A 24,386-nucleotide genomic window follows, 5' to 3' on the forward strand; every position below is an offset into this window, starting at 1 on the left:
GGAACGAATGGTTCATAGTTGTGCCGCAGCTTTCAGCGTTGAAGCATCACCACTTTAGGGGCTCAATTGCAGCATAAAAATTGGTTTTGATTTCTTGATGTGCTAAAGATCATTGTTTTTAAAAAAAGTGTTGATTGGAGCGAATGTGCGACACTCCTGCGGGAAAAGCGTGTTCAGGGGAGACCCCGCAGACAAGAGCGTTGCTTCATGAATAATCTTCCAGTTGCTTCGACGCATTTGCTTCGAACCTGGCTGTAAGAGGAAGAAGCAGTATGTCGATTAGGCTCCCTCACCGCCCGCGGAAGTGCAATGAGCGGAAATCAACACCAGAGTTTAACAGAGCCATTTAAAAAGACCCGCCACTCCGGCGGGTCTTTTTGTTTATTTTAGTTACTGCCCCATGTAAGAGCGCAGCATCCAGTTATGTTTTTCAAACGACTGGCGTACACCAATGAGCATGTCGGCAGTTGCTTCGTCTCCAACATGTTGTTCAAGGGTTTCAATGTCGCCTTTAAGTTCTTCAACAAGAGTGTCAAAGTCCTTTACAAGAGCTTCCACCATCTCATTCGCAGAAGATTCCCCCTCTGCTTCCTTCACGGTGGCAGTCTCAAGAAATTCACGCATCGTTGCTACGGGCTTCCCCTGAACTGCAAGCAGACGCTCTGCAAGCTCGTCAATGTGGCCTGCCACTTCATTATAGAGTTCCTCAAACTTTACATGAAGGGTGAAAAAGTCAGAGCCTTTTACGAACCAGTGGTAATTATGCAGTTTGACAAAAAGGACGCTAAAATTGGATACATGTCTGTTTAAAATTTCTGTTTGTTTTTCATGTGCCATCTCTGAATCATCTCCCTTTCTCATTCCTACTTAGTTAGTTCCACTGGAAGCGGAAAAATAAACGCTCCCTTACTTTCAGTATAAACGAAAGAAGAGGCTGCCAGGCCTCTTCTTTGTGTCTGTTATTCAAATTCAATCAGGAGGTCACCCGCCTGAATACTCTCTTCATTTACAACATGAAGGGCAGCAATTTTCCCGTCATACGGTGCCTGTACTGTCGTTTCCATTTTCATGGATTCCGTAATAATCAGGTGATCGCTTTTTTTAACTTCATCCCCTTCACTTACGAGGGTTTTGATGACCGTGCCGGGCATGGATGCTCCGATATGACGGTCGTTGTTTTTATCTGCTTTCACTTTCATCTTCACATCAGACTCAATGCTCTGATCTGTGACATACACTTCCCGGGGCTGCCCATTGAGCTCGAAGTAAATTACACGCGTGCCGTCGCGTTGTGCTTCTCCCATTGAAACGAGCTTTACAATCAGCGTTTTCCCCTGCTCAATCTCAATTCCGACTTCCTCGCCGACTCGGAGGCCGTAGAAGAAAGTTGGCGTATCCAGGACGGAAATGTCACCGTATTGCTCTACAAAGGTTTCGTTATCAAGATATACCTTCGGGTAAAGAGCATAGGAAATCAGATCATGGATGGTAACCTGCCGTCCGAGTTTGTGATAAAGTGTTTCCCTTAGTTTATTAAAATCAACAGGCTCAAGAAGCTCTCCAGGCCTGACCGTAATCGGTTTTCGGTTTTTCAGAATGACTTCCTGGAGTTTTTCCGGAAATCCCTGATACGGCTGACCGAGATAGCCTTCAAACAGTTCAATTACGCTGTCCGGAAAATCGAGGCTCATCCCTTTTTCATAAACAAGTTTTTCTGTCAGTTCGTTTTGAACCATGAACAGGGCCATATCCCCGACAACCTTTGAGGAAGGTGTGACTTTAACAATGTCGCCGAACATCTCATTTACCCGGCTGTACATCTCTTTTACTTCATCCCATCTCTCACCAAGCCCAACGGCTTTGGCCTGCTGCTGCAGGTTGCTGTACTGACCGCCTGGCATTTCGTGGGCGTATATTTCCGAGTGCGGTGCGATCATGCCGCTTTCAAAATCCTGATAGAAGTGACGGATATCTTCCCAGTACCCGTTTAAGGCATCAGCATTTTTGATCTGGAGGTCCGGCTGGCGCTCGTGCCCGCTCATAGCGTGATAAAGACTGTTCATGCTCGGCTGGCTCGTGAGACCTGCCATCGAACTGATTGCCGTGTCCACGATGTCCACTCCTGCTTCTATTGCTTTTGCGTAGGTGAAAAGACCGTTTCCGCTTGTGTCATGAGTATGAAGGTGAATCGGAATATCGATATTTTCCTTTAAGGAAGAAATCAGTTCATAAGCAGCTTTTGGCTTTAGTAGACCTGCCATATCTTTAATACCGAGAATATGAGCACCGGATGCTTCCAGCTCCTTTGCCAGGTCAATATAGTATTGGAGACTGTACTTTTGACGGTCAGGGTCCAGGATATCCCCGGTATAGCACATGCTGGCCTCAGCTATTTTACCCGAATCCCTTACTGCCTGGATGGCCGGACGCATTCCTTGAACCCAGTTCAGGCTGTCAAAAATACGAAACACATCAATACCGGCGTCTGCTGATTTTTCTACGAATTCTTCAATTACATTGTCCGGATAGTTTTTATAACCCACAGCGTTTGAGGCTCTTAGAAGCATCTGGAACAACATGTTCGGTGCTTTATCTCTTAAGATGAGCAGGCGTTTCCATGGGTCCTCATGAAGAAAGCGCATACTCACATCAAACGTTGCACCGCCCCACATCTCCATGGAAAAGAGATTTGGCAGGAGACGGGCAGTCGGTTCAGCAATGTTTTTCAGGTCCTGAGTACGAAGACGCGTAGCCAGTAGAGACTGGTGGGCATCCCGGAACGTCGTATCTGTCAGAAGCACCTTCTTCTGTTCTTTAACCCAGTTCGCAACCCCTTCAGGCCCTTTTTCATTCAGGATCTGCTTGGTTCCATCCGGAATCGGGCTCAGCAGATCCACATCCGGTATTCGTGGCTCGTCTGTAACCGGCTTCTCTTTCCGTCCTATACCAGGGTATCCATTTACGGTTGTATATCCGATGTAACTGAGCATTTTTGTCCCCCGGTCTTTACGCTTCGGAAAGACAAACAGTTCAGGTGTTTTATCAATAAAGGACGTGTCATACTGCCCGTTAACAAATTTTTCGTGACGTACAACGTTTTCCAGGAATGCAATGTTCGTCTTTATCCCCCGGATCCGGAATTCCTTCAGGTTACGTACCATTTTATGTGCGGCATTTTCAAAAGAAAGTGCCCACGTTGATAATTTCACCAGTAAAGAATCATAGTGGGGGGAAATAACGGCACCCTGAAAACCATTACCTGCGTCAAGTCGTACGCCGAATCCACCACCGGTTCGGTAGGCCATAATTTTCCCCGTATCCGGCATAAAATCATTTACAGGGTCTTCCGTTGTAACCCGGGACTGAATGGCAAAGCCATGGGTATAGATATCTTCCTGCTTCGGGATTCCCACTTCTTTTGAATGCAGGCTTTTTCCATCTGCAATCAGAATCTGGGACTGGACAATGTCAATTCCCGTAATCATCTCTGTAATCGTATGTTCCACCTGTACACGGGGGTTAACTTCAATGAAGAAGAACTCTCCATTTTCCGTGACTAAAAATTCAACTGTTCCTGCATTCACATAATTGATGTTCTTCATAAGCTGAAGGGCTGCCTCACAGATCTTTTCCCGGTTTTCATTGCTTAAAGCGACGCTTGGTGCCACTTCTACAACTTTCTGGTGACGGCGCTGCACGGAGCAGTCCCTTTCGTAAAGATGAACGATGTTCCCTTCGTGGTCCCCGATAATCTGTACTTCAATGTGCTTTGGGTTTTCAACAAATTTCTCCACATACATCTCATCGCTGCCGAAAGCGGCTTTCGCTTCAGAACGTGCACGCTCAAAAGCTTCTTTAAGATCTTTTTCAGACCGGACGATCCGCATGCCCCGTCCGCCTCCACCAAGAGAGGCTTTAATCATAAGAGGAAAGCCGTTTTCCTTTGCAAAGTCCTTCACTTCGTCAAGACCTGATACCGGGCCGTCTGTTCCGGGGATTACAGGGATACGTGCCTCAATCGCCTGCTGACGAGCCTGGACTTTATCTCCGAACATGCGGAGGTGCTCTGTATCGGGACCGATAAACGTGATCCCTTCTTCTTTACAACGCCGTGCAAATTGAATGTTTTCAGATAAAAAACCATAGCCGGGATGAATAGCGTCTACATCATTCCTCTTGGCTGTTTTAATAATGTCTTCGATATCCAGGTAGGCATCAATCGGCTTCTTTCCTGCACCGACAAGATACGCTTCATCTGCTTTATACCGGTGATAGGACCCCGTATCTTCCTTTGAGTAAATCGCTACTGTGCGGATATCCAGTTCTGTACACGCACGAAAAATACGAATCGCAATTTCTCCGCGATTGGCCACCAGTACTTTCTTTATGTTTTTTAACCGTTCCATCTTATGTAGCCTCCTCTGTTATGTTTTCTGTATGAAGTGCAATGCTAAGATACCCCGGGCGGTGTTTTCTCATTCTGCCAGGGCGTTTAAAAAACGAACTCCTTTTATACTTATACAAAATTCGATAATATCCTCTAAATTAACAGAATAAAAATACGATGGCTTATGCTTAGCAACCGAAAAAACGCATGGAGCGTCCGTCAGGGTTTCCGCAAAAAAATTCGTACTTTCAATATTCTTTTCCCTTGACGTTTCGCTCCATGCGTGTTTGACGATTCGCAGGCAAAAAGAAAAAAAGAAGCAGCAGCAACCGGATGCTTTCCTTATGTTACTGTGTCCCTTTTCTCTTATGGGCTTTTTTTAGTACCGTAAAAAAAAGGCACAGTCTGATATTGACCATGCCCTTTAAAACATCCTTAAACAATTACCTTTTCTTTAAATTTCGCTAACGCATTTGTCACCTTTCCAAATTCGGACGCATGAGGACGATCATCACCATCACCGTAGCCATAGTCGACCATGCGATTCCGATTTAAGCACAGCTTTGTGAGCTTCGGCTTGAAGAAATCAAACAGCTTAAAACGTTCTTTCAAGTGAGGGAAACGTTTCTGATAATGGGTTACAGCATCAGCAAGAAGTCCCCAGAAGTCTTCTTCTTTCAACAAGTTATGGTTGACGGTTATATTACTAAGGTAACGTAAGTGACAAATAAACAATCCTGTGAAGATAAACTGCGTCAATCCTTCAGGCGGCTCAGTTCTTAGAACCTCTTTAAGTTCATTCGTTACGTGCTGAATCTCCGGGAAGTTTTGGTCCGTGATATTCACGTCATCAACAAAGTCCTTAATGGCAAGACGGTGTGGCTTGGCATCCCTCAAGACAAGAATCGTGTTTTGTCCATGTGGTGAGAAGACAGTTCCGTATTGGTATAAATAATGAAGGAGAGGATCCATTGTCACTTTGAAGAACTGTTTGAGCCACTCTTTTGGCTCGAGTCCTGATGCTTCAATTAAGCTCAAAACAAGGGGATGATCTTTATGGTCTTCATGAAGAAGAGCTGCCAGGGTAATCGCCTGCTCGCCATCTTCCAAATACGTATAAATACTTTCTCTCCATATCGCCCCAAGCATCTCCAGGTATTGATAAGGTACATTTTGAACCTTACTGTAATAAGGGTGATCAACATTCACACTTGCATTTTCTCCAGGTAAAACAACCCTGCATTCATCTCGCAGAAACGGGTCATTGTTACAAATGCCCTTAATGAGCTCTGTCACTTGCGGAGCAATAACAGTCCGCTCTGATGGAAGCCCTCGATAAACCAATGTATTCAAAATACTCATGGGAAGTTTCACATGATGTTTTTCTTTATTGCTTTGGTTCGCGAAAGTCCGGATCGATTGCTGAGGAAGATATACATCATCTCCTTTCCCTAAAGGAATAATTCTTTCTTTTGCGATTTCCTCAGGGAAATGTTGAATCAGCATGTTTTTCCATTGCCACTCATGAACCGGCAAGTAATAATAGTTTTCGGGATTCTTACCCTTCTTAATTAAACGATCTGAAAATCGCTCCTGTTCTTTTTCACTCAGCTCCCCGCTGATCAGTTTTTCATATGTGACATGGGAGACAGATTGAAAGCTGGCAATATCTCTATGGACTGCAGTCCATGACAATGACACTTCGTTTTGCTGCTCAGGGGCATAGGAAAGATAGTCATCATAGCCAAAGCCGATTCTCCCTTTATTATAGGTAATCCAAGGGTGTCCCTTCATGTACCCTTCCAGGAGAGCATAATCTGTCTCGATTAACTCCTTTGACGTCATTGATGTTTTTTGCAGTAAATGGGCATCTGCAATCAATGTCGCTTGGATCTCTTTGATTAAATGGCCCGTCGTCTCAGGAGACATACCGATAATCTGCTGGAGATCAGTCAGAAGCTCAACAGCACTTTCCGCCTCTCTTACCTGTCCTTCTTCAACAACTCGTATGGTCTCCCATTTCACATCATAGCTGTCAAATAACCGCTTCTCTGCTGTAAACGCATAGTCTTTGTTTTTTCCTGTGCTAAGCTCATAATCCCCTGTCACACCTGATTCACCGGTAAGAACAGGGTGAATCATTTGCTCATAAAGATATTCGGAAAGCATTTTACCGATCAGCTTCTTATTTACCTTTTTCCAGCTTTCTTCATGAAGAACGTTACCGACATCCTTGGAAAACATCATTTAATCCCTGCTTTCTTTTCGATTTTGTTATTAATCGCACTGACAGGCGTAAGCGGACGCTTAGCATGTTCATGGAGACCAAACGTTTGAAACACGTTTTTTGACTGAACAGAATAAACTTCCTTCCCGGCGATTTGATTAATAATAACAGCATTCCGATATGCCCCGAGACCGAGGTCCGGTGCGCCGACGCCGTGGGTATGAAATTCTCCGTTTTGAACGAAAATGTGATTTTCGGTTTCTAAAAACGTCTCTAAGCGATAATCTTTTTTTACCCTGTACCGTCCCTGATCGTCCAAGGCAATCCAATTGTGCATCTCTTCTAAAAAATCCGGGATCTTCGGCTTGTAGCCCGTCCCTAAGATGACGCGGTCAACATCCACTTCAAAATAGCTTTCACTTACATGGTGGCAGCCGGAGAGCCTGAAGTTCTCCCCCTTTTTTTCAATACCGATGATTTCTGTCATTGCTTGAAGCTGAATGTCCGAGCTATCGCTTGTGACAGAGCGTTCGTATAAATGATCGTAAATATCGGCAATCGTGTCAGCGCTTATCCCTTTATAGAGAAGGTCCTGCTCTTTTAGCAGTTTGTCCTTTTTTGATTGAGAAAGCTCGTAAAAGAAATCAGTATAGTCAGGCGAGAAATACTCGAGACCTAACTTTGAGTATTCCATTGGGAAAAATCCCTTCGACCGCGTATACCAGTGGAGGGATACGTCCGGGCCGGACTGTGCTCTTGCCAGGTCTAAAAATACTTCTGCTGCACTTTGTCCTGAACCAATAATGGCAACTTTGCCCCCCTCCTGACACTGCTCTTTATATGATAAGTATTGTGAGGTATGGAAGACAGCCTTTCCTAGATACGGTTTAAACGCCTCTGGAACTGCAGGGACAGATCCGATACCGATGACAAGCTGCTTTGTCAAAAATGTCTCGACAGATAATGTTTGTTCATTTAAAACCGTCACTTCATAAATGGTCTGCCGCTCATTTTCCCCCTCAACCTGGGTCACCTTTTGCACATTCATTCCGAATCGGCATGAGTTTAGCTTCTTGCTGACCCAGCGGCAATATTGGTTGTATTCTTTACGAGGAATATGAAATTTCTCGAAAAAATAAAAATGGTACAACCGGTTGTGAGCTTGTAAATAAGCAAGGAAGCTGTATGGGCTTTGCACATCAACCATGCTTACCAGGTCGGCTAAAAAAGGAACTTGCAGCGTTGTACCTTCAATGAGCATATCCGGATGCCATTGAAATTCCGGTTTCTTTTCCAAAAACAGAGCATTTATGTCTTCAACCGGTTCCAGTAATGCGGCCATCCCTAAATTAAAGGGACCAACGCCAACTCCAATCACATCAAAGACAGTCTGTTGCTCATTTATCAGGCTCAAACCTGCCACCTCCCTTCAAATTCCTTTCTTTCACAAAACATCAAAAGTCCCGTTTTATCTGGCAGTTCAATTGGTTTAATCGGCTTGAAGCCGCACTTTTTAAATACGTGAATCATCTTTTCATTTCGTATATCCGGCTCTGCCACGATCTTCTTCGTATCGTTCACTTGAAATTGAAAACGGACCATCGCCCGGAGCAAAGGAAGGGAATAGCCTTTGCCGAGGTACCTTTTTTCACCCAGAAGAAGATGCACACCTTGATCATAGGGATGTGCTGTATACGCCTTTTCGACGACATCCCCTTTCACCCAATATGCTTCCCAGTAACTTACCGCCTGGCCGTCCAGGAAGCCTAAATAAAGACTCTGATGCTTGTCCGCTAACGCCTTTTTCAAATGGGACTTAAAAGCCTTCAAAGTGATATTTAGATTCCAGAAGGGATGGACGTGTTCTTCGTTCATCCATTTGTGAATGAGTTCATCGTCATTCTCCGTTACTTGTTTGAAGGCTATCTTTTGACAGATTGAATCATCCAGGTATTCAAAATCATAAAGCATAATGAAGCTTCACCTCATTTTCCAGAGGGTTTGGAACCTTTGTATACACCGATTGCGCCTCCATTGGACCAACGAGCTCATCCATATCGTATAACCGGGTTAACAGATTGGCTTTACAAGGGAGATCGGACTCCTCCAGCAGGCTTTGCAATAATTGGCTTCCCTCTTTTGGTTCATGCTTTTCCAGCTCTGCTCTTAGTACACCAATCAGCCTTTCTTCTTTTACAAGCCCATTTGCCCCGAAGGCATTGATTAACCCAAACAAATGGTTAAAGAAAAAATAATAACGAAAACGCTCGTCGGCTACATGATCTTCACAAACCGTATCACTGTCTTCGTTTAACCCGGGCACCAATGCCTTAAGCTTTTCAGCAGCCGATTGACAGAAGTAGTATCCTTGGTTATCACGGTAATAGAAAGTATCCGGATAGCCTCCCTTCATCTGGATAACCGAGTTTTGCTGATGGGCTTCTAAGGCAATACCGTATGTTTTATACAGCCAGAGCATGGGATCGAGGGTAATCGATAAATAATGCTTAAACCAGTCAACGCTTACTTCAGAGACAGGCCGTCCTTCCCTTTTTGCAAGATCTGTGATGATCGCATGTATCCTTGCTTTCCCTCCGTATGCATGATCCTGACATAAGGCTGCTATTACACTCGTATTTTCGCTCTTTTTATAAAATGGATTTTCCCGGATAATCATCTCAAAACCTGACACACACTCTGTTGTCTTCACATTCATGTAAGCCGGATCGTTTATAATTTGAAAGCGAGGAAACGCATCATGAAGCCTCTCACCTACTTCTGTATTAAGAAGTCTCGATACTTCGACTCCCCTTGCCAGCTCTTTTGGCTGATTCACGCGAAGGGAATTCGTCACTTTAACAGGGACGGAAAACTTGTACATGAACGGTGACTCCGGACTGTAAACAGTACGAAATGAGGACGTGGCTGTATAAGGCTTTCCAAGAGGTCCCAGATACGTTACAGCACCTGATTTCAGAAGCTTTCGTACTTCTTGTTTTTCCAACAGGGTCTCTATTTGAAGGGGGTGAGCTGGAATTAATGCCCGCCCCTCCTCTTCATTTTTTTCCAGCCACTCTTTATCAACATTGTCTGATTCATAAAGCTCATGATAAATAGCCTCTGATGCTGCTATGGATAAAGTGGAATCTTGAAGAACGTACTCTTTATCAACGCTAAAATAATGAAGGAGAAAGGTTCCTTTATATTCAGGTGAGTATTTTTCTTCTTGTTTTTCTGTCATTCCCTGCTTGCTTTTAGGTGTCGGGTGCATTAAATGACCAAAGAGCAGTGATTGCTCAGCATCAATAAAGTCAACATCTTTATTTGTCAGAGCTTCCTTATCTTTCAGCCTGTATTCTATGCTGCTCTTCGTTGTCTGACAGCTTAAGATAACCCGATGAATAAGCTCATCCTCTGCTTCTTCTTTCCCGTTTACAATAAGCCACTCTTTGACGATAAGCGTAACTGCTGTGACATAGTCAAGTTTTTGCCATGTTTTTTGGCCTGCTCCCTTGTAATAGAGTGGAAATGCAAACAAATGACGCCCGGTTAGAGACCAGTACTGAACCGGAAGAATGAATGTCATCTTTTGCCTGTCCAGATCTAAAGTAATAACATTCTCCCAATCCCCGGTCTGTAACGATGTGGCAGCTTCCTTAAGGACATCAGGTGCTTCCCTCCCGTTACCTGTTTCTCTTAAATAGCAATTCAAAAAGCTTTGCATCGTCGCATTTTCAGCTATCTCTTTCACATTTATCAAATCGGTAACCTCCCATTGCGATTTCCCTTCCGATTTCTTCAACATCGTTAATGACCTCTTTTATGTCTTGAAGATTTGTTCTTGGATTAAGCAAGGTAAACTTCAAACCTGTCCTGCCGTTAATGGATGTTTTACTAATAGCTGCTTTACCCTGGTACAGCAGCTCCTGCTGAATGAGTCTGTTTAATTCATCCGTGTCCTTCTCGGTTGTTTGCGGCTGAAATCGAAACACGACCGTATTCAGCTCCGGGACAGGGTTTTCAACCAGGAATTCAGCTCGTTCATCAAGCTGTTTTGCTGCTTCCCGGGCCACTTCGATGGTGTCGTCAATCATCTTTCCCAACAGGCTTGTCCCAACTGTTTTAAACGTCAGCAGCACCTTTAAAGCATCAAACCTTTTTGTTGTCTGCACTGATTTGTTTACGAGGTTCGATATCCCTTCTTCCTCATCTTCAACCGGATTTAAATAATCGGCGTGATAGGAAAGGTAACGAAGGTTTTTGCGGTCCGAAACGAGAAACAAGCCGCAGCTTATCGGCTGATAGAAAAGCTTGTGGAAGTCCAGTGTGATCGAATCGGCTAAGGAAAGTCCGTTCACATTTTCCCTATGGTTGTGGCTGAATAAAAGACCACCGCCAAATGCTGCATCTACGTGCATCCATAATGCATGCTGTCTGGCCAGTACCTTCAGTTCATAAAGGGGATCAATGCTTCCGTAATCGGTTGTTCCACAGGTAGCAACGATGGCAAAAGGAAGCAGTTCCTTGGCTTTAAGCTCTGTTAATGTATCTTCAACGTCCTCTATTCTCATGCGGTGCCTGTCATCGGTATTTATCGTGACAACAGCCTGTTTTCCTAAACCAAGCTGTGCCGCTGACTTCTGTACTGTAAAATGGGCTTCCTCTGAGCAAAGAATGCGCAACTTCTCAAACCCCGGTGGTAACCCTTTTTCTTGAACCAGATGATTCCAATTCCGGTGGCAGAAGTAGTCTCTTGCAAGCAAAAGACCCATATAATTAGACTGCGTTCCGCCACTCGTAAATGTGCCATCCGCTGTATCAGGAAGCTCTGCTTTTTCCGCTAATTGCCTGACCAGCTCTTTTTCTACATAAGTCGCAGCGGTGCTTTGATCCCAGGAATCCATTGATTGATTTAATGCCCCGATAATAAGCTCTGCGGCAATGCCGGATATAAGGGGCGGACAGTGCAGGTGAGCTATGCTTTTTCGATGCGATATGTGTAAACTGTTCTTTAAGATCGGGCCTTCAATATCATCAAGTGCTTCTTCCAGAGAATAGCCGCCATTGGAAAAACGCATCATAAACTCCACTTCATACTTTACTTGCTGCGGGCTTTGACCGTTAAAAGGTTTATCTGAGACACTGAAGACTTCTGTGAGCTTTTGAACCACGAGCCCCATTTGCTCTTGAAACGCTTTTCGCCCTTTATGGCCTTGGTGGAGAAAAAGCGAGTCGTATGTGTGCACGTTCTTTTGTAAATGTGAGTGTAAAATAGCCATTTCCTTACTCCTTAATAGAAGCAGTAACAGCACTTCTGAAAATAGCGGCCACTTCTTTTACTTGTTTTTCAGTAATAATGAGCGGAGGAAGAAGCCGGATAACTGCGCCGTGCCTTCCTCCTACTTCTAAAATCAGGCCTCGTTTAATGCATTCACTTTGAATCCGGGTTGCCAGCTCAGGGTTTGCCGGCAGACTTCCTGATGGAGACGGTGAAAAGGCCGGATCAACAACTTCTACACCGAGCATTAAGCCTCTTCCCCTAACGTCGCCGATCACTGAAAACTCTTCTTTTAATGGTGTCAGCTCTTCAATAAAAAGCTCTCCCATTTTTTTTGCATGCTGATCGAGACGTTGTTCTTTAATGTATTTCAGGCTCGCTGTTCCCGCTGCCATCGCCAGCTGATTTCCTCTGAACGTCCCAATATGAGCACCTGGCTCCCAAGCATCAAGGTCCTTATCGTAAACAACGACGGAAAGAGGAAGACTGCCACCGATTGCTTTAGATAGGACAAACACATCCGGTACAATACCGGCATGTTCAAAGGAAAACATTTTTCCTGTTCTTCCAATGCCCGTTTGTACTTCATCGATAATCAGCGGAATCCCCCGCTCTTTCGTAATTCGTCTCATTTCCTTGAGCCACTCGATTGGTGCAGGAATCGAACCGCCCTCTCCTTGTACCGTTTCAAAAATCATTGCAGCCGGTGGAAGAATCCCACTTTCAGGGTCGTCCAGCATGTGCTCAATGTATGCACTGCTTAGGAGATGACTTTCCTCCCCTCCTTTTCCAAACGGACAACGGTAGGTGTAAGGGTATGGTAAGAAATGTGTATCAGGCATTAGTCCTTGTACGTTTTTTTTCGGTTCCAAATTTCCGCTCACGGACATCGTTCCATGAGTCGAACCGTGATACCCTCCATGAAATGTGAGAATGCTTTGACGCCCTGTTGCTGTTTTAACCAGCTTCAGTGCTGCTTCAATCCCATCCCCTCCAGTCGGTCCGCAAAACTGAACCTTGGCCCGTTCACGAAATCCGTCAGGTAAAGAAGCGAACAATTCGTTTACAAATGCTTCTTTTACAGGCGTTGTGAGGTCTAATGTATGTAATGGTGTCTGGTCTTTCAATACTTTCTCTACCGCTTCAATTACCACGGAGTGATTATGCCCTAATGCGAGTGTCCCTGCCCCCGCTAAACAATCCATATACTGATTCCCATCGACATCCGTCACATGAATCCCTTCTGCCTTATTCAAAGCTAACGGAATTCTTCTCGGATAAGATCTTGCATTTGATTCTCTCAGCTCCTGCTGATGAAGCAACTCACTATTTAAACTTTGTTCCTGAACGCTCATTCTCAACATCTCCAATCTATAAAAATGAGTTTAGCTTGCTTGTATGTTGCATACTGCAATCTTAATTGATAATGATTCTCATATTCAATGGTAATTGAGAACTATTATCATTACTATTTGTTAATTTATCATCAACCTCTTTGGCACAATCTCCCGCTAAAGCGTTGCTGTGACAGGGATTGACACGAACAATAAAATAGCCGCCTCGATCAGATTTTAATAAACAAAACAAGTACAAAGGCCCAGGAATCAGAGGGGTATTCTTTTCCCTCTTTCGTCTTGCAGAAAGTGAACCGCTCTCTCTGGTTTAATCCATTTTTTTCATGTGCCGCATTAAAATGGAGGAAGATTAATCGGTTTTTGTTTTCGCAGTCGAGTAGGAAGGTTTAGGAGGAAGGTTCTCTTTTCTAACGGAGAATAGAGAAGGAAGGGTAGGGGGCGTTTTGGGGTGTAAAGCCGAAAATTGCATAAACAAGCCAGTGAGGTGCTTACCTTTTATAGTTAACAAATAAAAAGACCAAGCCTGTCTTTTGACAGGCTTGGTCTTGGAATTCGTTCATGCTGCTACTTATTCTTTTCGCGCAAGCAGGCTTCGTGCAAGGCAGATAACTCCTTTTCCAGCTGATCGAGTAATCCTTTTCCCTCTTCCTCTTTAATAAGGTTCAGGCGAATGGCAAAATCGATTTCGCGGGAAAGTCCGAACATCTGTGTATCTAAAACTTCCTCATAAAGAGGACATTGAGGCATGGTTAAGTTTGACATCTGCACTTCAATGAGATTCAAAATTTTTTGAGCATCTTCTTTTAGAAGGGCATACGCTTTTTCACTCTGTCCGGATAACGTCTCAATTGACATTGTCATCCCTCCTATTATCCAAAAGAAACTATCCCTACTTATTTATATTATCTTCTACGAATAGAAAATGCAATAGTTTCGCCATCCTTTAAAGATGAATCAGAAGATGCTCAGGTCGTATCTTGATGACAGTGCTTCCAGGAGCTTCATTCCTGCAATGCTGTTTCCTTTATCATCAAGTGCAGGTCCGTAGATGCCGATTCCGAGTCCGTGGGGGATGGATGCCATGATCCCGCCGGACACCCCGCTTTTTGCCGGAATACCAACACGAATAGCAAATTCACCGGAAGCGTTATACATCCCGCAAGTAACCATAAACGTTTTTAGAATTCTCGATATGTGAAGGGGAATAATGGGACGGTGAGATTCCACGTGCCTCCCTTCATTCGCAATAACATAGCCGATTTTAGCCAGGTCCTGACAGCTCACTTCAATCGCACATTGTTTCGTGTAAAGATCAAGTAGATCTTCAACGTCATCATCAAACACACCGTGCTGTTTCATAAAGTAAGCAAGAGACCGGTTTAAATGTGCAGTAGCCAGTTCCGAATTTGCCACATGTTCATCGTAGCTGATTTTCGGATTCCCTGTAAGCTCATGGATGAACGATAAAAGCCTGCCGAGTTTTTCTTCCGTTGTAGTTCCGGCAATCATGGAAGTAACAGCAAGGGCCCCTGCATTGATCATTGGATTTAACGGTTTATTCGGCTTGTTTGTTTCAAGCTTAATAATGGAGTTAAACGGATCTCCCGTTGGTTCCATCCCAACCTTTGAAAAGACTTCTTCCACCCCCTGATCCATAAGGGCAAGAGCCAGACTTAACACCTTGGATATACTCTGCAGTGTAAACGTCTCCTCTACATTTCCGACTGCTGCGCACGTCTTCCCGCCATCGTATATGGCTAAAGAAAGAACAGAGGAATCCGCTTCCTTCAATGCGGGTATATAGTCAGCTACTTTCCCATCCTTTGTATAAATTCTCGCTTCTTCTATCATGTAATTAAGAACTTCTTTGTCTTCACAGATCATGGATATCCCTCCTGAAATAATCGATATGTGACAAATCATGCTATAGCTTTTATAATTTAGAAAGTAGATCCGTTAAACCGTATTTTAGGAGTGAGTTATATGAGTCAGCAGGAAATGATCGTTACGATTACCGGAAAGACCAAGCATACAATCACACTCGACCCGGGTGCGTTTATGTTTGATAAACGAAAAGTCAATATGGATGAATATCTGCAGTCGGAACCATCTGTCTATGAAGAAACAAAAGACGAAGACAACCGGTCTGCATTGGCATGGGACAGTCACAGAAGCGGCATGAAAATACGAAACGAAAATGATATCAGTGTTGACCGCAATGCCCTTAAGTCTGAGAGCTTCGGGATTCCTCTTACACCATTTTTAGAAAACGCTTCCCCCGGTCAGGAAGCGGAATCGATTGTATTCGAAAAACAAGATGGATCAGAAGTGGAAGTACCGTATGAAACACATAAGACCACAATCTTAAAGTTCTCCCACAAAGGTGAACCGCTGACAGAAACAGGGCCCTTACATGTTTACGACGGAACAAACAACGAGAACCCCTACACACACGTGGTAAAAATTGTCGTACGCTGACTTAAATGTATCAATGATTTAATATTACCTATTAAATAAGTATGTAAACGTATAGAGGTTGACCGAAAAGGTCGTCTTTTACCTTTTCGGTCAACCTCTAAGCAAATAAGCGGAGACGCTGCCCTCTTTAAAGAGACCGGCAGGAGTGGTTTTCTCCTGCCGGTCGAGCAGCGCGCGCCACTATTGCCAATCTCCTTTGGCCCCTTGAGACAGCCTCTTATCTTTTTACTTTACCTTCTTCCAGTACGCTGCTTCCTGACTCGATCTGAGCGGTGGAAACGTATCGCCTGATTCAAGGGTGATCTGTGATTCATGCTCCGTAGGCTCAGATGTCTTCCTTCCGTCTGTCAGACCATCAAACTCATACTTCCCATTCGCCGGCGCCTTCTCTCCTGTTTTGTAACGATCCGCCATTTTAACACTCTCCTTGTAAATAGTTTCGACACTCATCCTATTGCCGGGTCTTTCTGCTATTAAACCCTCAATTTACCAAATCCTTCGACAGTCCCCAGACTTTTGGATGATTTTTGAATTTTCAGGATTTTTCCGTTTTTCATACGGACAAGTCGGGAAGGTCAACCTGTGTAGTTAAATCGTTTTTAGGAGGGTTTTTTATTGTTTAAACGCATTGACCGGCTTCAAATTGACCTGCCACGCCCAAAGCACCCGGATCCTGATTCTGCCGGCGCGATTCAGGAGCTTCTCGGCGGCCGCTTTGGTGAGATGTCCACACTTAACAACTATATGTTTCAGTCCTTCAACTTTCGGAGCAAAAAGAAGTTGCGTCCCTTTTATGAGTTGATTGCCAGTATTACAGCAGAAGAAATGGGTCACGTGGAACTCGTCTCCAATACGATAAACCTCTGTCTTGACGGATCGATTGGTAACGGAAGTACAAATCCGGACGACACCCCACTTCGGGATGCTCTTGGAATGGGAAACAAGTTTAATTTTATCTTAGGGGGACAAAATGCTGTTCCTGCAGATTCAGCCGGAAAAGCCTGGACTGGAGATAATGTTTTCTCCAGTGGTAACCTTGTAGATGACCTCCTGCACAATTTTTATTTGGAATGTGGAGCCAGAACACATAAAATGAGAGTTTATCAGATGACAGACAACGAGGCTGCAAGGGAATTAACCGGCTACCTTCTGGTCCGGGGAAGTGTTCACGCAGTTGCGTATGCAAAAGCACTTGAAACGGTAACAGGTGTAAATATGATGAAGATGCTTCCTGTCCCAAGCCTCGATAACTCCAAATTTGACTACGCAAAAAAATATGAAGACGAAGGTTCACACTTGAAGCTGTACCGCTTCAGTGATGATGACTACAACTTGCTTGACCGTATTTGGAACGGTCCTTCCCCGATCGGGCCTGCAGGTGAACTTGAAGTGGTTGATGGAACCCCTGAAGGCGGAGAAATACCGGATCTTCAGCAAATCCCCGAAGAGTTCGCACCAGGGTTTGATGAAGAACAGTTCCGAGAGCTGTCCAAAAAACTAAAATATGAAGCAGGAATGTAAGAACAAATCCGCAAGCGCCTTGGTCACGAGCGATAAAGAAAACTTGGCTTTTCCCAATGGTGGCGAAAGCCTTAGTTGCCCGAATGGTTTAGTACAGACATTTGAGGGAGGCCATCAGATTGAAGCCGCTATGCAGGCTTCAGCTACGAGCTTAACCTCCTGAAAAGCGGTGAGTTGCTTCGACGCTCCTCTAACCTTCCTAGTATTGTCCATAGTAAATGTTTGGCTTAGTCCACGGTCAATTAACCACACAGGTATAAAAGTACGATAAAAGTTAGTAAAAAAACTTCCTATTTGTGATGGGATAATTTGTTCTTCAATCAAAAAGGAATTTATTGGTTTTAACATCCAATATACCTTTTGTCATTATATTTTAAATAACAATGAGCTTCAGTAAGAGATTTCAATCCATGTAACAAAAAACGCTGTCCTTAAGATAAGGAAGTTCTCAAACTAAAGGATGCTTATCTTCCTTAAAAACGGATCTAAACAAGCCAAAAATATCCAAGTTCTTATACATAACTTGTATTTTTGGCTTGTTACTTTTTCACGATTCAAAACCTCATTTACTTATGATAAGGTTCACCTTAAACAGGGTAATATCTTGAGGTACAAATTCTCACCTAATTTAGGATCGGTGGAGAAATGACCACACCGAAAGGTGCATCCCCAACCGTAACAGTGTCAACAACAGTATTATCAGAGGTATCGATGACCGATACCGTAAAATCAAGAAAGTTTGCTACATAAGCGCGGGTACCGTCAGGCGTAACGGCGATAATAGCCGGTACTTCACCCACTGGTATCGTGTCAATTACCGTCTCAGTTGTTGTGTCGATGACCGAGACGGAATTATCAAAGCTATTTGTGACATAAGCTCGAGTGCCATCGGGAGTGAATGCGACATAAAGCGGGAAGTCACCGACAGTTATCGTGTTATTGACCGTTTCAGTTGTTGTATTGATGACCGATACCGTATTATCAATAGAATTTGCTACATAAGCTCGAGTGCCATCGGGAGTATACGTTACACCTGTCGGTCTATCCCCAACCGTAATTGTGCCAACGACCGTATTCGTCACCGTGTTGATGACAGAGACATTATCATCTGCACTATTCGTGACATAAGCTCGAGTGCCATCGGGATGAATAGCTATACTTAACGGCTCACCGCCTACCGTTATCGTATCAACGACAGTGTTGGATGTCGTGTTAATCACTGAAACAGTATTATTGCCGTTATTTACGACATACGCTCGGGTTCCATCGGGTAAAACAGCAATATCAACCGGTGCATCCTCAACCGTTATCGTGGAAATAACTGTATTAGTAGTGGTGTTGATCACCGAGACGGTATTGTCATCCAAATTTGCAACATAGACCCGAGTACCATCAGATGACATCGCGATACCTCCGGGTAAGTTACCGACTGGTATAGTGTCAATTACCGTATTGGTAGCGGTGTCGATCACCGAGACGATATTTTCAAAAAAGACTGTCACATATGCAAATACAGATATTGGTACAATGCCCATTTTATCACCTTCCTGTTTTCATTTTTCTTATAATAACCTCTACGAGAGGAACTGGTACTTTACATTTCTTAGCAAGATCTAAATTGCTGATTTTCGGATTTTCCATAAGTTCTTTCTCAATACTTGTGTACATGTCTTCTTTCTTCAAGTTATCCATCTCCCAATTAAAAAGTATATAATTGCTCATTACTACATTTCATTTATTTCAACATTGAAAACACACCGGCCTCTTTGTCTAAAAATCATGGAAGTTGTAATTTAGCGATTTCACAATTAGAGAATGCAACATTCACGAGGGTCCCATCGTCATTATCCAATTGTCCGTAAACGATGCCAAGGACCACTCTTTTAATGGAAACATCTTGAGCAAAGGAAGCTTGCCACGTTCTTAGATTAACGGTGGAAGTAATGAGGGTTTCCATTAACTCTCTCATCTGTCCCTCGACACTATGACATTCGCCCGGGAAATCCATCGGAGGTTCAAGCTCGATTTCAGGACGGGGGAGAAACAGCCGGTCGGTAACAGGCGAAATGGTAACGACCAATGTACCGTTCGTCTCATCTGTGACAGATACTAAAAAGTCGTCCACATTGTCAATCGTGACTAAAAACAAAAATGGGAGTTCATTCGGTTAATCAGCGACCGTGGCAAGAATGACCTACTGATTGCATTCTGCATGGAGGATACAGCAGTCGCAAAGACTGGCTTAAGGGCCGGTTGGACCAGGGATTCCGTTATGTCTGCCCATAGAGCTCACTCCTTTTGTTTATATACTGATATTAATATGTTTTTATAGTTCAAACGTTCAAATGACCCATTATTAGAAAGGCTTAGTTTATATGTGTTTACATACGTCTGAGAGTCAGGTGTCCTGCCTGCCGAAAGCAGTATAGGAAACGGCAACTTTGAACATGTGGTGGTTGCCATTGTTAATAACATACAGGCAAGTATCTTCACCACACTTGTATTAAAAGAAATAGGTGGAACGAGGGTCTGGATAAAAGCACAAAACATGTATCATACGGAAGTGCATGAAAAGATCGGCGAAGATCTCGTTGTTCATCCGAAATTTAATTTAGGCAAACGAATTGCCCACAATATGGCCTCGGAAAAGAACATTGATTTCATTGATTTGTCTGAGGATTACTGCATAGTGTCAGAAGCTAAGGCTGGAAGGGGACTGGAACTTATCTGAGCGGCTTATACGCAGGAACGATCAGTATCCGCATAGATGACCTACCCGACACTTTTGATCTGGGCATCAGACCATTCGAAGGAAATGCCTGGTCTGTTAAAATACCTGTTGAAAAGAAAGGAGAATCAGAGACGGTACTGGTTAACACAGTGAAAGAATCTGGTGAAACCTCTCTTTCCTATAACACGGTTACCTTTCACCCTACTTCAACAGCGATTTGCATGAACAGCACCTACCATGAAGAATATAATGAGGAGTTCCACTTGCTGGACTTTCACATTATCGATGAGAGCGGCCGTAGTATTCAGCATGCAAGCGGGAGTCGCTGCCGTCAGGTGAAAAAGGGCTTATACCTGAATGAATATACGTTCTTCTATGATCCTTGATAATGAGAAGCCAGAACAACTAACCATTACACCTTTTCTTTCGATACAACCGAAAAAACGATCACACATGTGCGTGCAGACTGGGAAAGTAAACTGTCACCCTCTCGCAGGGAGAAGTGGGCAGCGTACCTGTTCTTGATGTTTTATCAGAAGACCATGCTACTTAATCACCTACAAGCTGGACGCGTAAACACGTTCCTTACCAGAGCCAGTCTCTGTGGATGGAAGATAAAGAAGGGAATGAAAGGGAATGAATACGACTCCTTCAGTCCTCCCGAGTTCAATCAGGATACCCGGGAATACAGAGTGGCATTGGATAAGGTTACCGATCTTGATGGCAGCCGGATCGTCACAACGGAACTGGTAAGGATTCCATTCTTCGATGACTTACAAGTGACTATTACGATTGAATAACTTTCGCCCGGTGTGAAGCAGACGCCGGGCATTTAGCCTCCCCCATCAAAATAATATTTTCCATTTATAAGGGTATTTATTGCATTTCGATAAACAAAAAAGGAAATCCCCCCGATGGAGACGAATGGTCATAGTTAAAAAGAACTGCAACATATTCTGTCAAAAGGAGACCGATATCATGACAAATCTGTCGATTAATGGAAAGACCATTACGATTTTTGGATTCATCCTGCTTCTTGCCATCACCTTCACTTACGCTTTAACGATTCATTTTGCATATGCAGATTCAACTGAGACTGCTGCGACAACCTATCCAGATAAAATTATGGAACAGGTCCGCCAAAGTCTTGGCGAAAGGAAACATTCCACTAACCTCGATGAAGAAATTATGGCTCTTCCAAAAGCGGAGGTAATGGACCTTTATTTTGATGCTCACGGCCGGACAAAAGGCTTCGGGCCCGAGATGCGGGAAGTCGTTCTGATGATTTTCGGTGTGAACCTTGATGCGATTTCATCTATGGAAAAGCTCGGGGTTTCGATCTTTTCCAAAGGCCTCTGGATTACTCAACAGCCCCACGATCTGTTTGTCCTTCATTCCGGTAATAATGATGTAGACGTCATGATTTATCCGACAGACTACTTTAAAGAAGAAACCGGACTCGATGGGCTGCCTGAAAAATTAACAGACCGTTTGAAAGAGCTGGGATTTATCTATAATGAAGATCTTGAAGCTTATTATTATGAACATCCGGACGGGATTCCGATCCCGGACGAAGAAAAGCATCCGATCATGGGAGCCATACTCAAGACGATCGAAGAAGATTACAGCCATTTACTGTATTAAGTGTGTGCCGGGAGATTTGTGCACAAAAAAAGGTAACATGAAAGGGTTTGTTCCCTTTCATGTTACCTTTTTGCTATTTTCCGCTTTTAGCCATCTGACGTGCAGGAGGAGCATGGATTGCTTTACCAGTCAGTCCTTCCACAGCTTCGAGCCAGTTCTCATTCAGACTTGGGTGCGGATAATAAGGATAGCTTAAATCCTCATCTCTCGCTGCCATTTCAAGGGCGGTAACGCCGTTGGAGATAAGCTCAACAGCTCCCTTGCCGATCGCATGAAACCCTAACAGAACATCGTTCGTCTCATCCACCACGATTTTTGTTTTTCCATCTTTGCTGCCGGTAATGCTTGCAAACCCGTTTCCACCTGATGCAAATTCGCTTATCTTCACCGAGTATCCCTGCTCTTTTGCCTCGGCTTCTGTTAAACCGACCGAAGCTACAGGAGGGTTCGTATGAGCCACTTTCGGAATAAAATGAAGATCAAAAGCCGACTGTCTGCCCCCGGCGTTTTCTGCTGCCACTTTCCCCTGTTTAAGGGCTTTGATGGCAAGTGGCGGACCAGGTGTAATATCACCGACTGCGTAAATGGAAGGAACATTGGTCTGTGCCCGGTCGCTCACTTCAATATAGCCTTCCTCGTTCACTTCCACGCCGGCCCTGTCGAGACCGAGATCCCGAATACGGGGCCTTGGAACAGAAGAAACAAATACATGACTTGCTGTTAGTTCTTCTCTTCCTTTTGCCGATTCATAGCTGAGTAAAGCCCCGTCCCCATCATTTTCAACGGATGTAACTCTCGCTTTTTTCACAACAGCGATTTTTTGCTTTTTCATTACTCTTAAAAGTTCCTTATCAATACTCACATCGAATCCGAAGCTGTCCGTTTCCAGCAGCACGGTCACACTCGCCCCGAGCTCCCGGTAGCCAAACGCGGCCTCCAGGGCAATATAGTCGCTGCCTGACACGATGAGGTGCTCAGGTACTGTTTCGAGTTTGAATACCGATGTGGTATCCAGGATACACTTGTGGTCAGGTTTGGCCCAAATCGGGGCTTCATACATGCTGCCGGTTGCCAGTATCACTTGCTTAAATCGGTACGTATCAAATTGGTGACCGTGTTCCACACCAATTCTGTCTTCAGATAAAAATGACGCTTCCCCATAAATGACATCGATTTTGTGAGTTTTACACAACGCTTCGACCCCTTTTCGGAGGCCTGTGACAACCTGATCGCGCCATGCGTGCATCTGATCGAAGTGAAAAGTCACTTCCCCAGTCTGGATTCCAAACCGGGAAACCTTCCGTGTATCAGCCAGGGTGGACGTGCTGTGTGTGAAGATTTTCGATGGGATACATCCTTCATTGAGACACACGCCCCCGAGATGTTTTTTTTCAACCAAGGTCACATCAAGACCCATCTGGGCTGCGCGGATTGCTGCAGAATAGCCCCCGGGTCCGCCCCCGATGACAATGAGATCTCTTTCCTGAACCAGTTCTCCCACAACCATTTACATCATCTCCAGCATCATCTTAGTAGGATTTTCAATAAATTCTGCAAATCGGCTTGTAAAAGCAACAGCTGTGGCGCCGTCTGCAACCCGGTGGTCAAAACTCATACTCATGTTCATCATCTGGCGGATCACAATCTCATCATCGATCACAACCGGCATTTTCTTCGTTTTATGAAAAGCAACAAGAGCTACTTCCGGGTGGTTGATAATCGGTGTCGCACCTGTACTTCCCAGAGGTCCAACATTACTTACCGTAAACGTTCCTCCTGAGAGGTCTTTTTTGCTGAGCTTATTTTCTTTAGCGAGCTTCATGACACGCTTCATCTCATCGTTAATCCCTGTAATGGACAGCCGGTCAGCTCCCTGCACGACAGGAACAATAAGGCCTTCATCTGTATCTGCGGCAAGACCGATATTGTACTCCTCTTTGAGCACGATTTCCTCTTTTTCTTCATCGAGGACAGCGTTGAATACAGGGTATTCCTTTAAGGCAAAAACAAGGGCTTTAATAAAGAAGGATGCTACACTTACAGGTTTGATCCCTTCTGCCTTCAGCTCTTCACGAAGCTTCATGACATTTGTGACATCCACTTCATCAAAATGGGTAACGTGAGGAATTGTCATAAGGGAGTGCGTCATTTTCTTTCCGATCTGCTTGCGCCGTCCGCGGTAAGGAATCGTCTTTCCGGCACGGACAGGAGCAGCTTCTTCCTTTTTCTCTGAGACCGGTTCTGTGGTTTGCTGCGCTTCCTCATGGGAGGTCTCCTCAACTGTCTTTGAGGGTCCTTCTTTCATAAAACGGAATACATCTTCGTCCGTTACCCGTCCTGCAGGGCCGGTTCCGGAGACCTGTTCAATATCCACCTTGTTTTCAAGCGCAATTCGTCTTGTATACGGAGTGGCAAGAACCCGTTCTGACTGTCTTTCGGCCCGGCCTTTGTTGATTTTGATTGTAAAAGAAACAGGTTCTTCTTTTTCCTGTGAGGCCTTGCTTTCGTGAGGTGTTACAGCAGCCCCCTCTTTTTCAAGAACAATGACCGTTGTCCCGACGGTAACAACTTCTCCCACTTCAGCAAGGATTTCTTTTACCGTCCCGGCTACCGGGGATGGAAGTTCGGCGCTCACTTTATCTGTCTGTACTTCAACAAGCGGCTGATCGATTTTCACATGATCGCCTACATTCACAAGGTACTGGGTAATTTCTCCTTCAGTCATTCCTTCTCCTACATCGTGCAGTTTTACTTCGACCATAGCC

At 44.3% G+C, this 24,386-nt stretch carries 22 protein-coding genes; 6 read left to right on the forward strand and 16 right to left on the reverse strand.

Going from position 1 to position 24,386, the window contains the following annotated elements; translation table 11 throughout:
* Positions 1-390: 390 nt before the first annotated feature.
* The 10 genes from EBO34_RS07280 to glsA all read right to left on the reverse strand — a co-directional run bounded on the left by EBO34_RS07280 (position 391) and on the right by glsA (position 15,131).
* Positions 391-837, reverse strand: coding sequence for a Dps family protein (locus EBO34_RS07280; RefSeq protein WP_122897242.1), 447 nt, complete (start codon positions 835-837; stop codon positions 391-393).
* A gap of 122 nt (positions 838-959) precedes the next feature.
* Positions 960-4,406: a pyruvate carboxylase gene (gene pyc, locus EBO34_RS07285; RefSeq protein ID WP_122897243.1), complete on the reverse strand. Its 3,447-nt coding sequence runs from the start codon at positions 4,404-4,406 to the stop codon at positions 960-962.
* A gap of 416 nt (positions 4,407-4,822) precedes the next feature.
* A complete protein-coding gene (locus tag EBO34_RS07290; protein ID WP_122897244.1) occupies positions 4,823-6,634 on the reverse strand; it encodes an IucA/IucC family protein in 1,812 nt (603 codons plus the stop codon).
* The gene (locus EBO34_RS07295) at positions 6,631-8,028 is read right to left on the reverse strand and encodes a lysine N(6)-hydroxylase/L-ornithine N(5)-oxygenase family protein (RefSeq protein WP_122897245.1); all 1,398 of its coding nucleotides are present in this window, start codon (positions 8,026-8,028) and stop codon (positions 6,631-6,633) included. The genes EBO34_RS07290 and EBO34_RS07295 overlap by 4 nt, the downstream gene beginning before the upstream one ends.
* Positions 8,025-8,585: a GNAT family N-acetyltransferase gene (locus EBO34_RS07300; protein WP_122897246.1), complete on the reverse strand. Its 561-nt coding sequence runs from the start codon at positions 8,583-8,585 to the stop codon at positions 8,025-8,027. Before EBO34_RS07300 ends, EBO34_RS07295 begins: the two co-directional genes overlap by 4 nt.
* Positions 8,575-10,374: an IucA/IucC family protein gene (locus tag EBO34_RS07305; RefSeq protein WP_122897247.1), complete on the reverse strand. Its 1,800-nt coding sequence runs from the start codon at positions 10,372-10,374 to the stop codon at positions 8,575-8,577. Before EBO34_RS07305 ends, EBO34_RS07300 begins: the two co-directional genes overlap by 11 nt.
* Positions 10,349-11,893: a pyridoxal phosphate-dependent decarboxylase family protein gene (locus EBO34_RS07310; protein WP_122897248.1), complete on the reverse strand. Its 1,545-nt coding sequence runs from the start codon at positions 11,891-11,893 to the stop codon at positions 10,349-10,351. Before EBO34_RS07310 ends, EBO34_RS07305 begins: the two co-directional genes overlap by 26 nt.
* 4 nt (positions 11,894-11,897) lie before the next feature.
* Positions 11,898-13,247, reverse strand: a complete 1,350-nt coding sequence (locus EBO34_RS07315) for an aspartate aminotransferase family protein (RefSeq protein WP_122897249.1) — start codon at positions 13,245-13,247, stop codon at positions 11,898-11,900.
* 564 nt (positions 13,248-13,811) lie between these two features.
* The gene (locus EBO34_RS07320; protein ID WP_122897250.1) at positions 13,812-14,102 is read right to left on the reverse strand and encodes an Fpa/YlaN family protein; all 291 of its coding nucleotides are present in this window, start codon (positions 14,100-14,102) and stop codon (positions 13,812-13,814) included.
* Positions 14,103-14,201: 99 nt separating this feature from the next.
* Positions 14,202-15,131, reverse strand: a complete 930-nt coding sequence (gene glsA / locus EBO34_RS07325) for a glutaminase A (RefSeq protein WP_122897251.1) — start codon at positions 15,129-15,131, stop codon at positions 14,202-14,204.
* A 99-nt stretch (positions 15,132-15,230) separates the two neighbouring features.
* Here glsA and EBO34_RS07330 point away from each other — a divergent pair, with 99 nt between their 5' ends.
* Positions 15,231-15,725 (forward strand): molybdopterin-binding protein, encoded by a 495-nt coding sequence (locus EBO34_RS07330; RefSeq protein WP_122897252.1) that lies wholly within the window; start codon positions 15,231-15,233, stop codon positions 15,723-15,725.
* Between the two features lie 225 nt (positions 15,726-15,950).
* On the opposite strand, the gene EBO34_RS07335 is transcribed toward EBO34_RS07330, so the two are convergent.
* Positions 15,951-16,139 (reverse strand): YjzC family protein, encoded by a 189-nt coding sequence (locus tag EBO34_RS07335; RefSeq protein ID WP_122897253.1) that lies wholly within the window; start codon positions 16,137-16,139, stop codon positions 15,951-15,953.
* Positions 16,140-16,340: 201 nt separating this feature from the next.
* On the opposite strand from EBO34_RS07335, the gene EBO34_RS07340 reads away from it, so the two are divergent.
* On the forward strand, positions 16,341-17,246 hold the full coding sequence (locus EBO34_RS07340) for a manganese catalase family protein (RefSeq protein WP_122897254.1): 906 nt from the start codon (positions 16,341-16,343) through the stop codon (positions 17,244-17,246).
* A 623-nt stretch (positions 17,247-17,869) separates the two neighbouring features.
* On the opposite strand, the gene EBO34_RS07350 is transcribed toward EBO34_RS07340, so the two are convergent.
* The 3 genes from EBO34_RS07350 to EBO34_RS07360 all read right to left on the reverse strand — a co-directional run bounded on the left by EBO34_RS07350 (position 17,870) and on the right by EBO34_RS07360 (position 19,395).
* Entirely contained in the window at positions 17,870-18,781 is a 912-nt protein-coding gene (locus EBO34_RS07350; protein WP_122897256.1) for a YVTN family beta-propeller repeat protein, read from the reverse strand.
* 4 nt (positions 18,782-18,785) lie between these two features.
* Positions 18,786-18,929 (reverse strand): winged helix-turn-helix domain-containing protein, encoded by a 144-nt coding sequence (locus EBO34_RS07355; RefSeq protein ID WP_183163751.1) that lies wholly within the window; start codon positions 18,927-18,929, stop codon positions 18,786-18,788.
* A 94-nt stretch (positions 18,930-19,023) separates the two neighbouring features.
* A complete protein-coding gene (locus EBO34_RS07360; RefSeq protein ID WP_122897258.1) occupies positions 19,024-19,395 on the reverse strand; it encodes a hypothetical protein in 372 nt (123 codons plus the stop codon).
* A 276-nt stretch (positions 19,396-19,671) separates the two neighbouring features.
* On the opposite strand from EBO34_RS07360, the gene EBO34_RS07365 reads away from it, so the two are divergent.
* The 4 genes from EBO34_RS07365 (at position 19,672) to EBO34_RS07380 (ending at position 21,621) form a co-directional block, all read left to right on the forward strand.
* Complete coding sequence (locus tag EBO34_RS07365) at positions 19,672-19,977, forward strand: NAD-binding protein (RefSeq protein ID WP_283234588.1); 306 nt, start codon at positions 19,672-19,674, stop codon at positions 19,975-19,977.
* Between the two features lie 137 nt (positions 19,978-20,114).
* Positions 20,115-20,363 (forward strand): DUF5643 domain-containing protein, encoded by a 249-nt coding sequence (locus tag EBO34_RS21205; RefSeq protein ID WP_429699430.1) that lies wholly within the window; start codon positions 20,115-20,117, stop codon positions 20,361-20,363.
* A gap of 240 nt (positions 20,364-20,603) precedes the next feature.
* A complete protein-coding gene (locus EBO34_RS20600) occupies positions 20,604-20,777 on the forward strand; it encodes a hypothetical protein (protein ID WP_183163752.1) in 174 nt (57 codons plus the stop codon).
* A 178-nt stretch (positions 20,778-20,955) separates the two neighbouring features.
* The gene (locus tag EBO34_RS07380; RefSeq protein WP_122897262.1) at positions 20,956-21,621 is read left to right on the forward strand and encodes a hypothetical protein; all 666 of its coding nucleotides are present in this window, start codon (positions 20,956-20,958) and stop codon (positions 21,619-21,621) included.
* Positions 21,622-21,694: 73 nt separating this feature from the next.
* Here the strand turns inward: EBO34_RS07380 and lpdA are convergent, their stop codons facing one another.
* Both lpdA and EBO34_RS07390 read right to left on the reverse strand, forming a co-directional pair.
* Positions 21,695-23,128, reverse strand: coding sequence for a dihydrolipoyl dehydrogenase (gene lpdA, locus EBO34_RS07385; protein WP_122897263.1), 1,434 nt, complete (start codon positions 23,126-23,128; stop codon positions 21,695-21,697).
* Positions 23,129-24,382, reverse strand: coding sequence for a dihydrolipoamide acetyltransferase family protein (locus EBO34_RS07390; RefSeq protein WP_122897264.1), 1,254 nt, complete (start codon positions 24,380-24,382; stop codon positions 23,129-23,131).
* Between the last annotated feature and the right edge of the window lie 4 nt (positions 24,383-24,386).

It is taken from the genome of Alteribacter keqinensis, from assembly GCF_003710255.1.
Lineage (GTDB): Bacteria > Bacillota > Bacilli > Bacillales > Salisediminibacteriaceae > Alteribacter > Alteribacter keqinensis.

What these genes read in the sequence shown, in the direction of transcription:
- EBO34_RS07280 (WP_122897242.1), bottom strand. Translation starts at nt 837, where the DNA reads ATGGCACATGAAAAACAAACAGAAATTTTAAACAGACATGTATCCAAT.
- pyc (WP_122897243.1), bottom strand. Translation starts at nt 4,406, where the DNA reads ATGGAACGGTTAAAAAACATAAAGAAAGTACTGGTGGCCAATCGCGGA.
- EBO34_RS07290 (WP_122897244.1), bottom strand. Translation starts at nt 6,634, where the DNA reads ATGATGTTTTCCAAGGATGTCGGTAACGTTCTTCATGAAGAAAGCTGG.
- EBO34_RS07300 (WP_122897246.1), bottom strand. Translation starts at nt 8,585, where the DNA reads ATGCTTTATGATTTTGAATACCTGGATGATTCAATCTGTCAAAAGATA.
- EBO34_RS07310 (WP_122897248.1), bottom strand. Translation starts at nt 11,893, where the DNA reads ATGGCTATTTTACACTCACATTTACAAAAGAACGTGCACACATACGAC.
- EBO34_RS07315 (WP_122897249.1), bottom strand. Translation starts at nt 13,247, where the DNA reads ATGAGCGTTCAGGAACAAAGTTTAAATAGTGAGTTGCTTCATCAGCAG.
- EBO34_RS07320 (WP_122897250.1), bottom strand. Translation starts at nt 14,102, where the DNA reads ATGTCAATTGAGACGTTATCCGGACAGAGTGAAAAAGCGTATGCCCTT.
- glsA (WP_122897251.1), bottom strand. Translation starts at nt 15,131, where the DNA reads ATGATCTGTGAAGACAAAGAAGTTCTTAATTACATGATAGAAGAAGCG.
- EBO34_RS07330 (WP_122897252.1), top strand. Translation starts at nt 15,231, where the DNA reads ATGAGTCAGCAGGAAATGATCGTTACGATTACCGGAAAGACCAAGCAT.
- EBO34_RS07335 (WP_122897253.1), bottom strand. Translation starts at nt 16,139, where the DNA reads ATGGCGGATCGTTACAAAACAGGAGAGAAGGCGCCGGCGAATGGGAAG.
- EBO34_RS07350 (WP_122897256.1), bottom strand. Translation starts at nt 18,781, where the DNA reads ATGGGCATTGTACCAATATCTGTATTTGCATATGTGACAGTCTTTTTT.
- EBO34_RS20600 (WP_183163752.1), top strand. Translation starts at nt 20,604, where the DNA reads ATGAAAGGGAATGAATACGACTCCTTCAGTCCTCCCGAGTTCAATCAG.
- EBO34_RS07380 (WP_122897262.1), top strand. Translation starts at nt 20,956, where the DNA reads ATGACAAATCTGTCGATTAATGGAAAGACCATTACGATTTTTGGATTC.
- lpdA (WP_122897263.1), bottom strand. Translation starts at nt 23,128, where the DNA reads ATGGTTGTGGGAGAACTGGTTCAGGAAAGAGATCTCATTGTCATCGGG.
- EBO34_RS07390 (WP_122897264.1), bottom strand. Translation starts at nt 24,382, where the DNA reads ATGGTCGAAGTAAAACTGCACGATGTAGGAGAAGGAATGACTGAAGGA.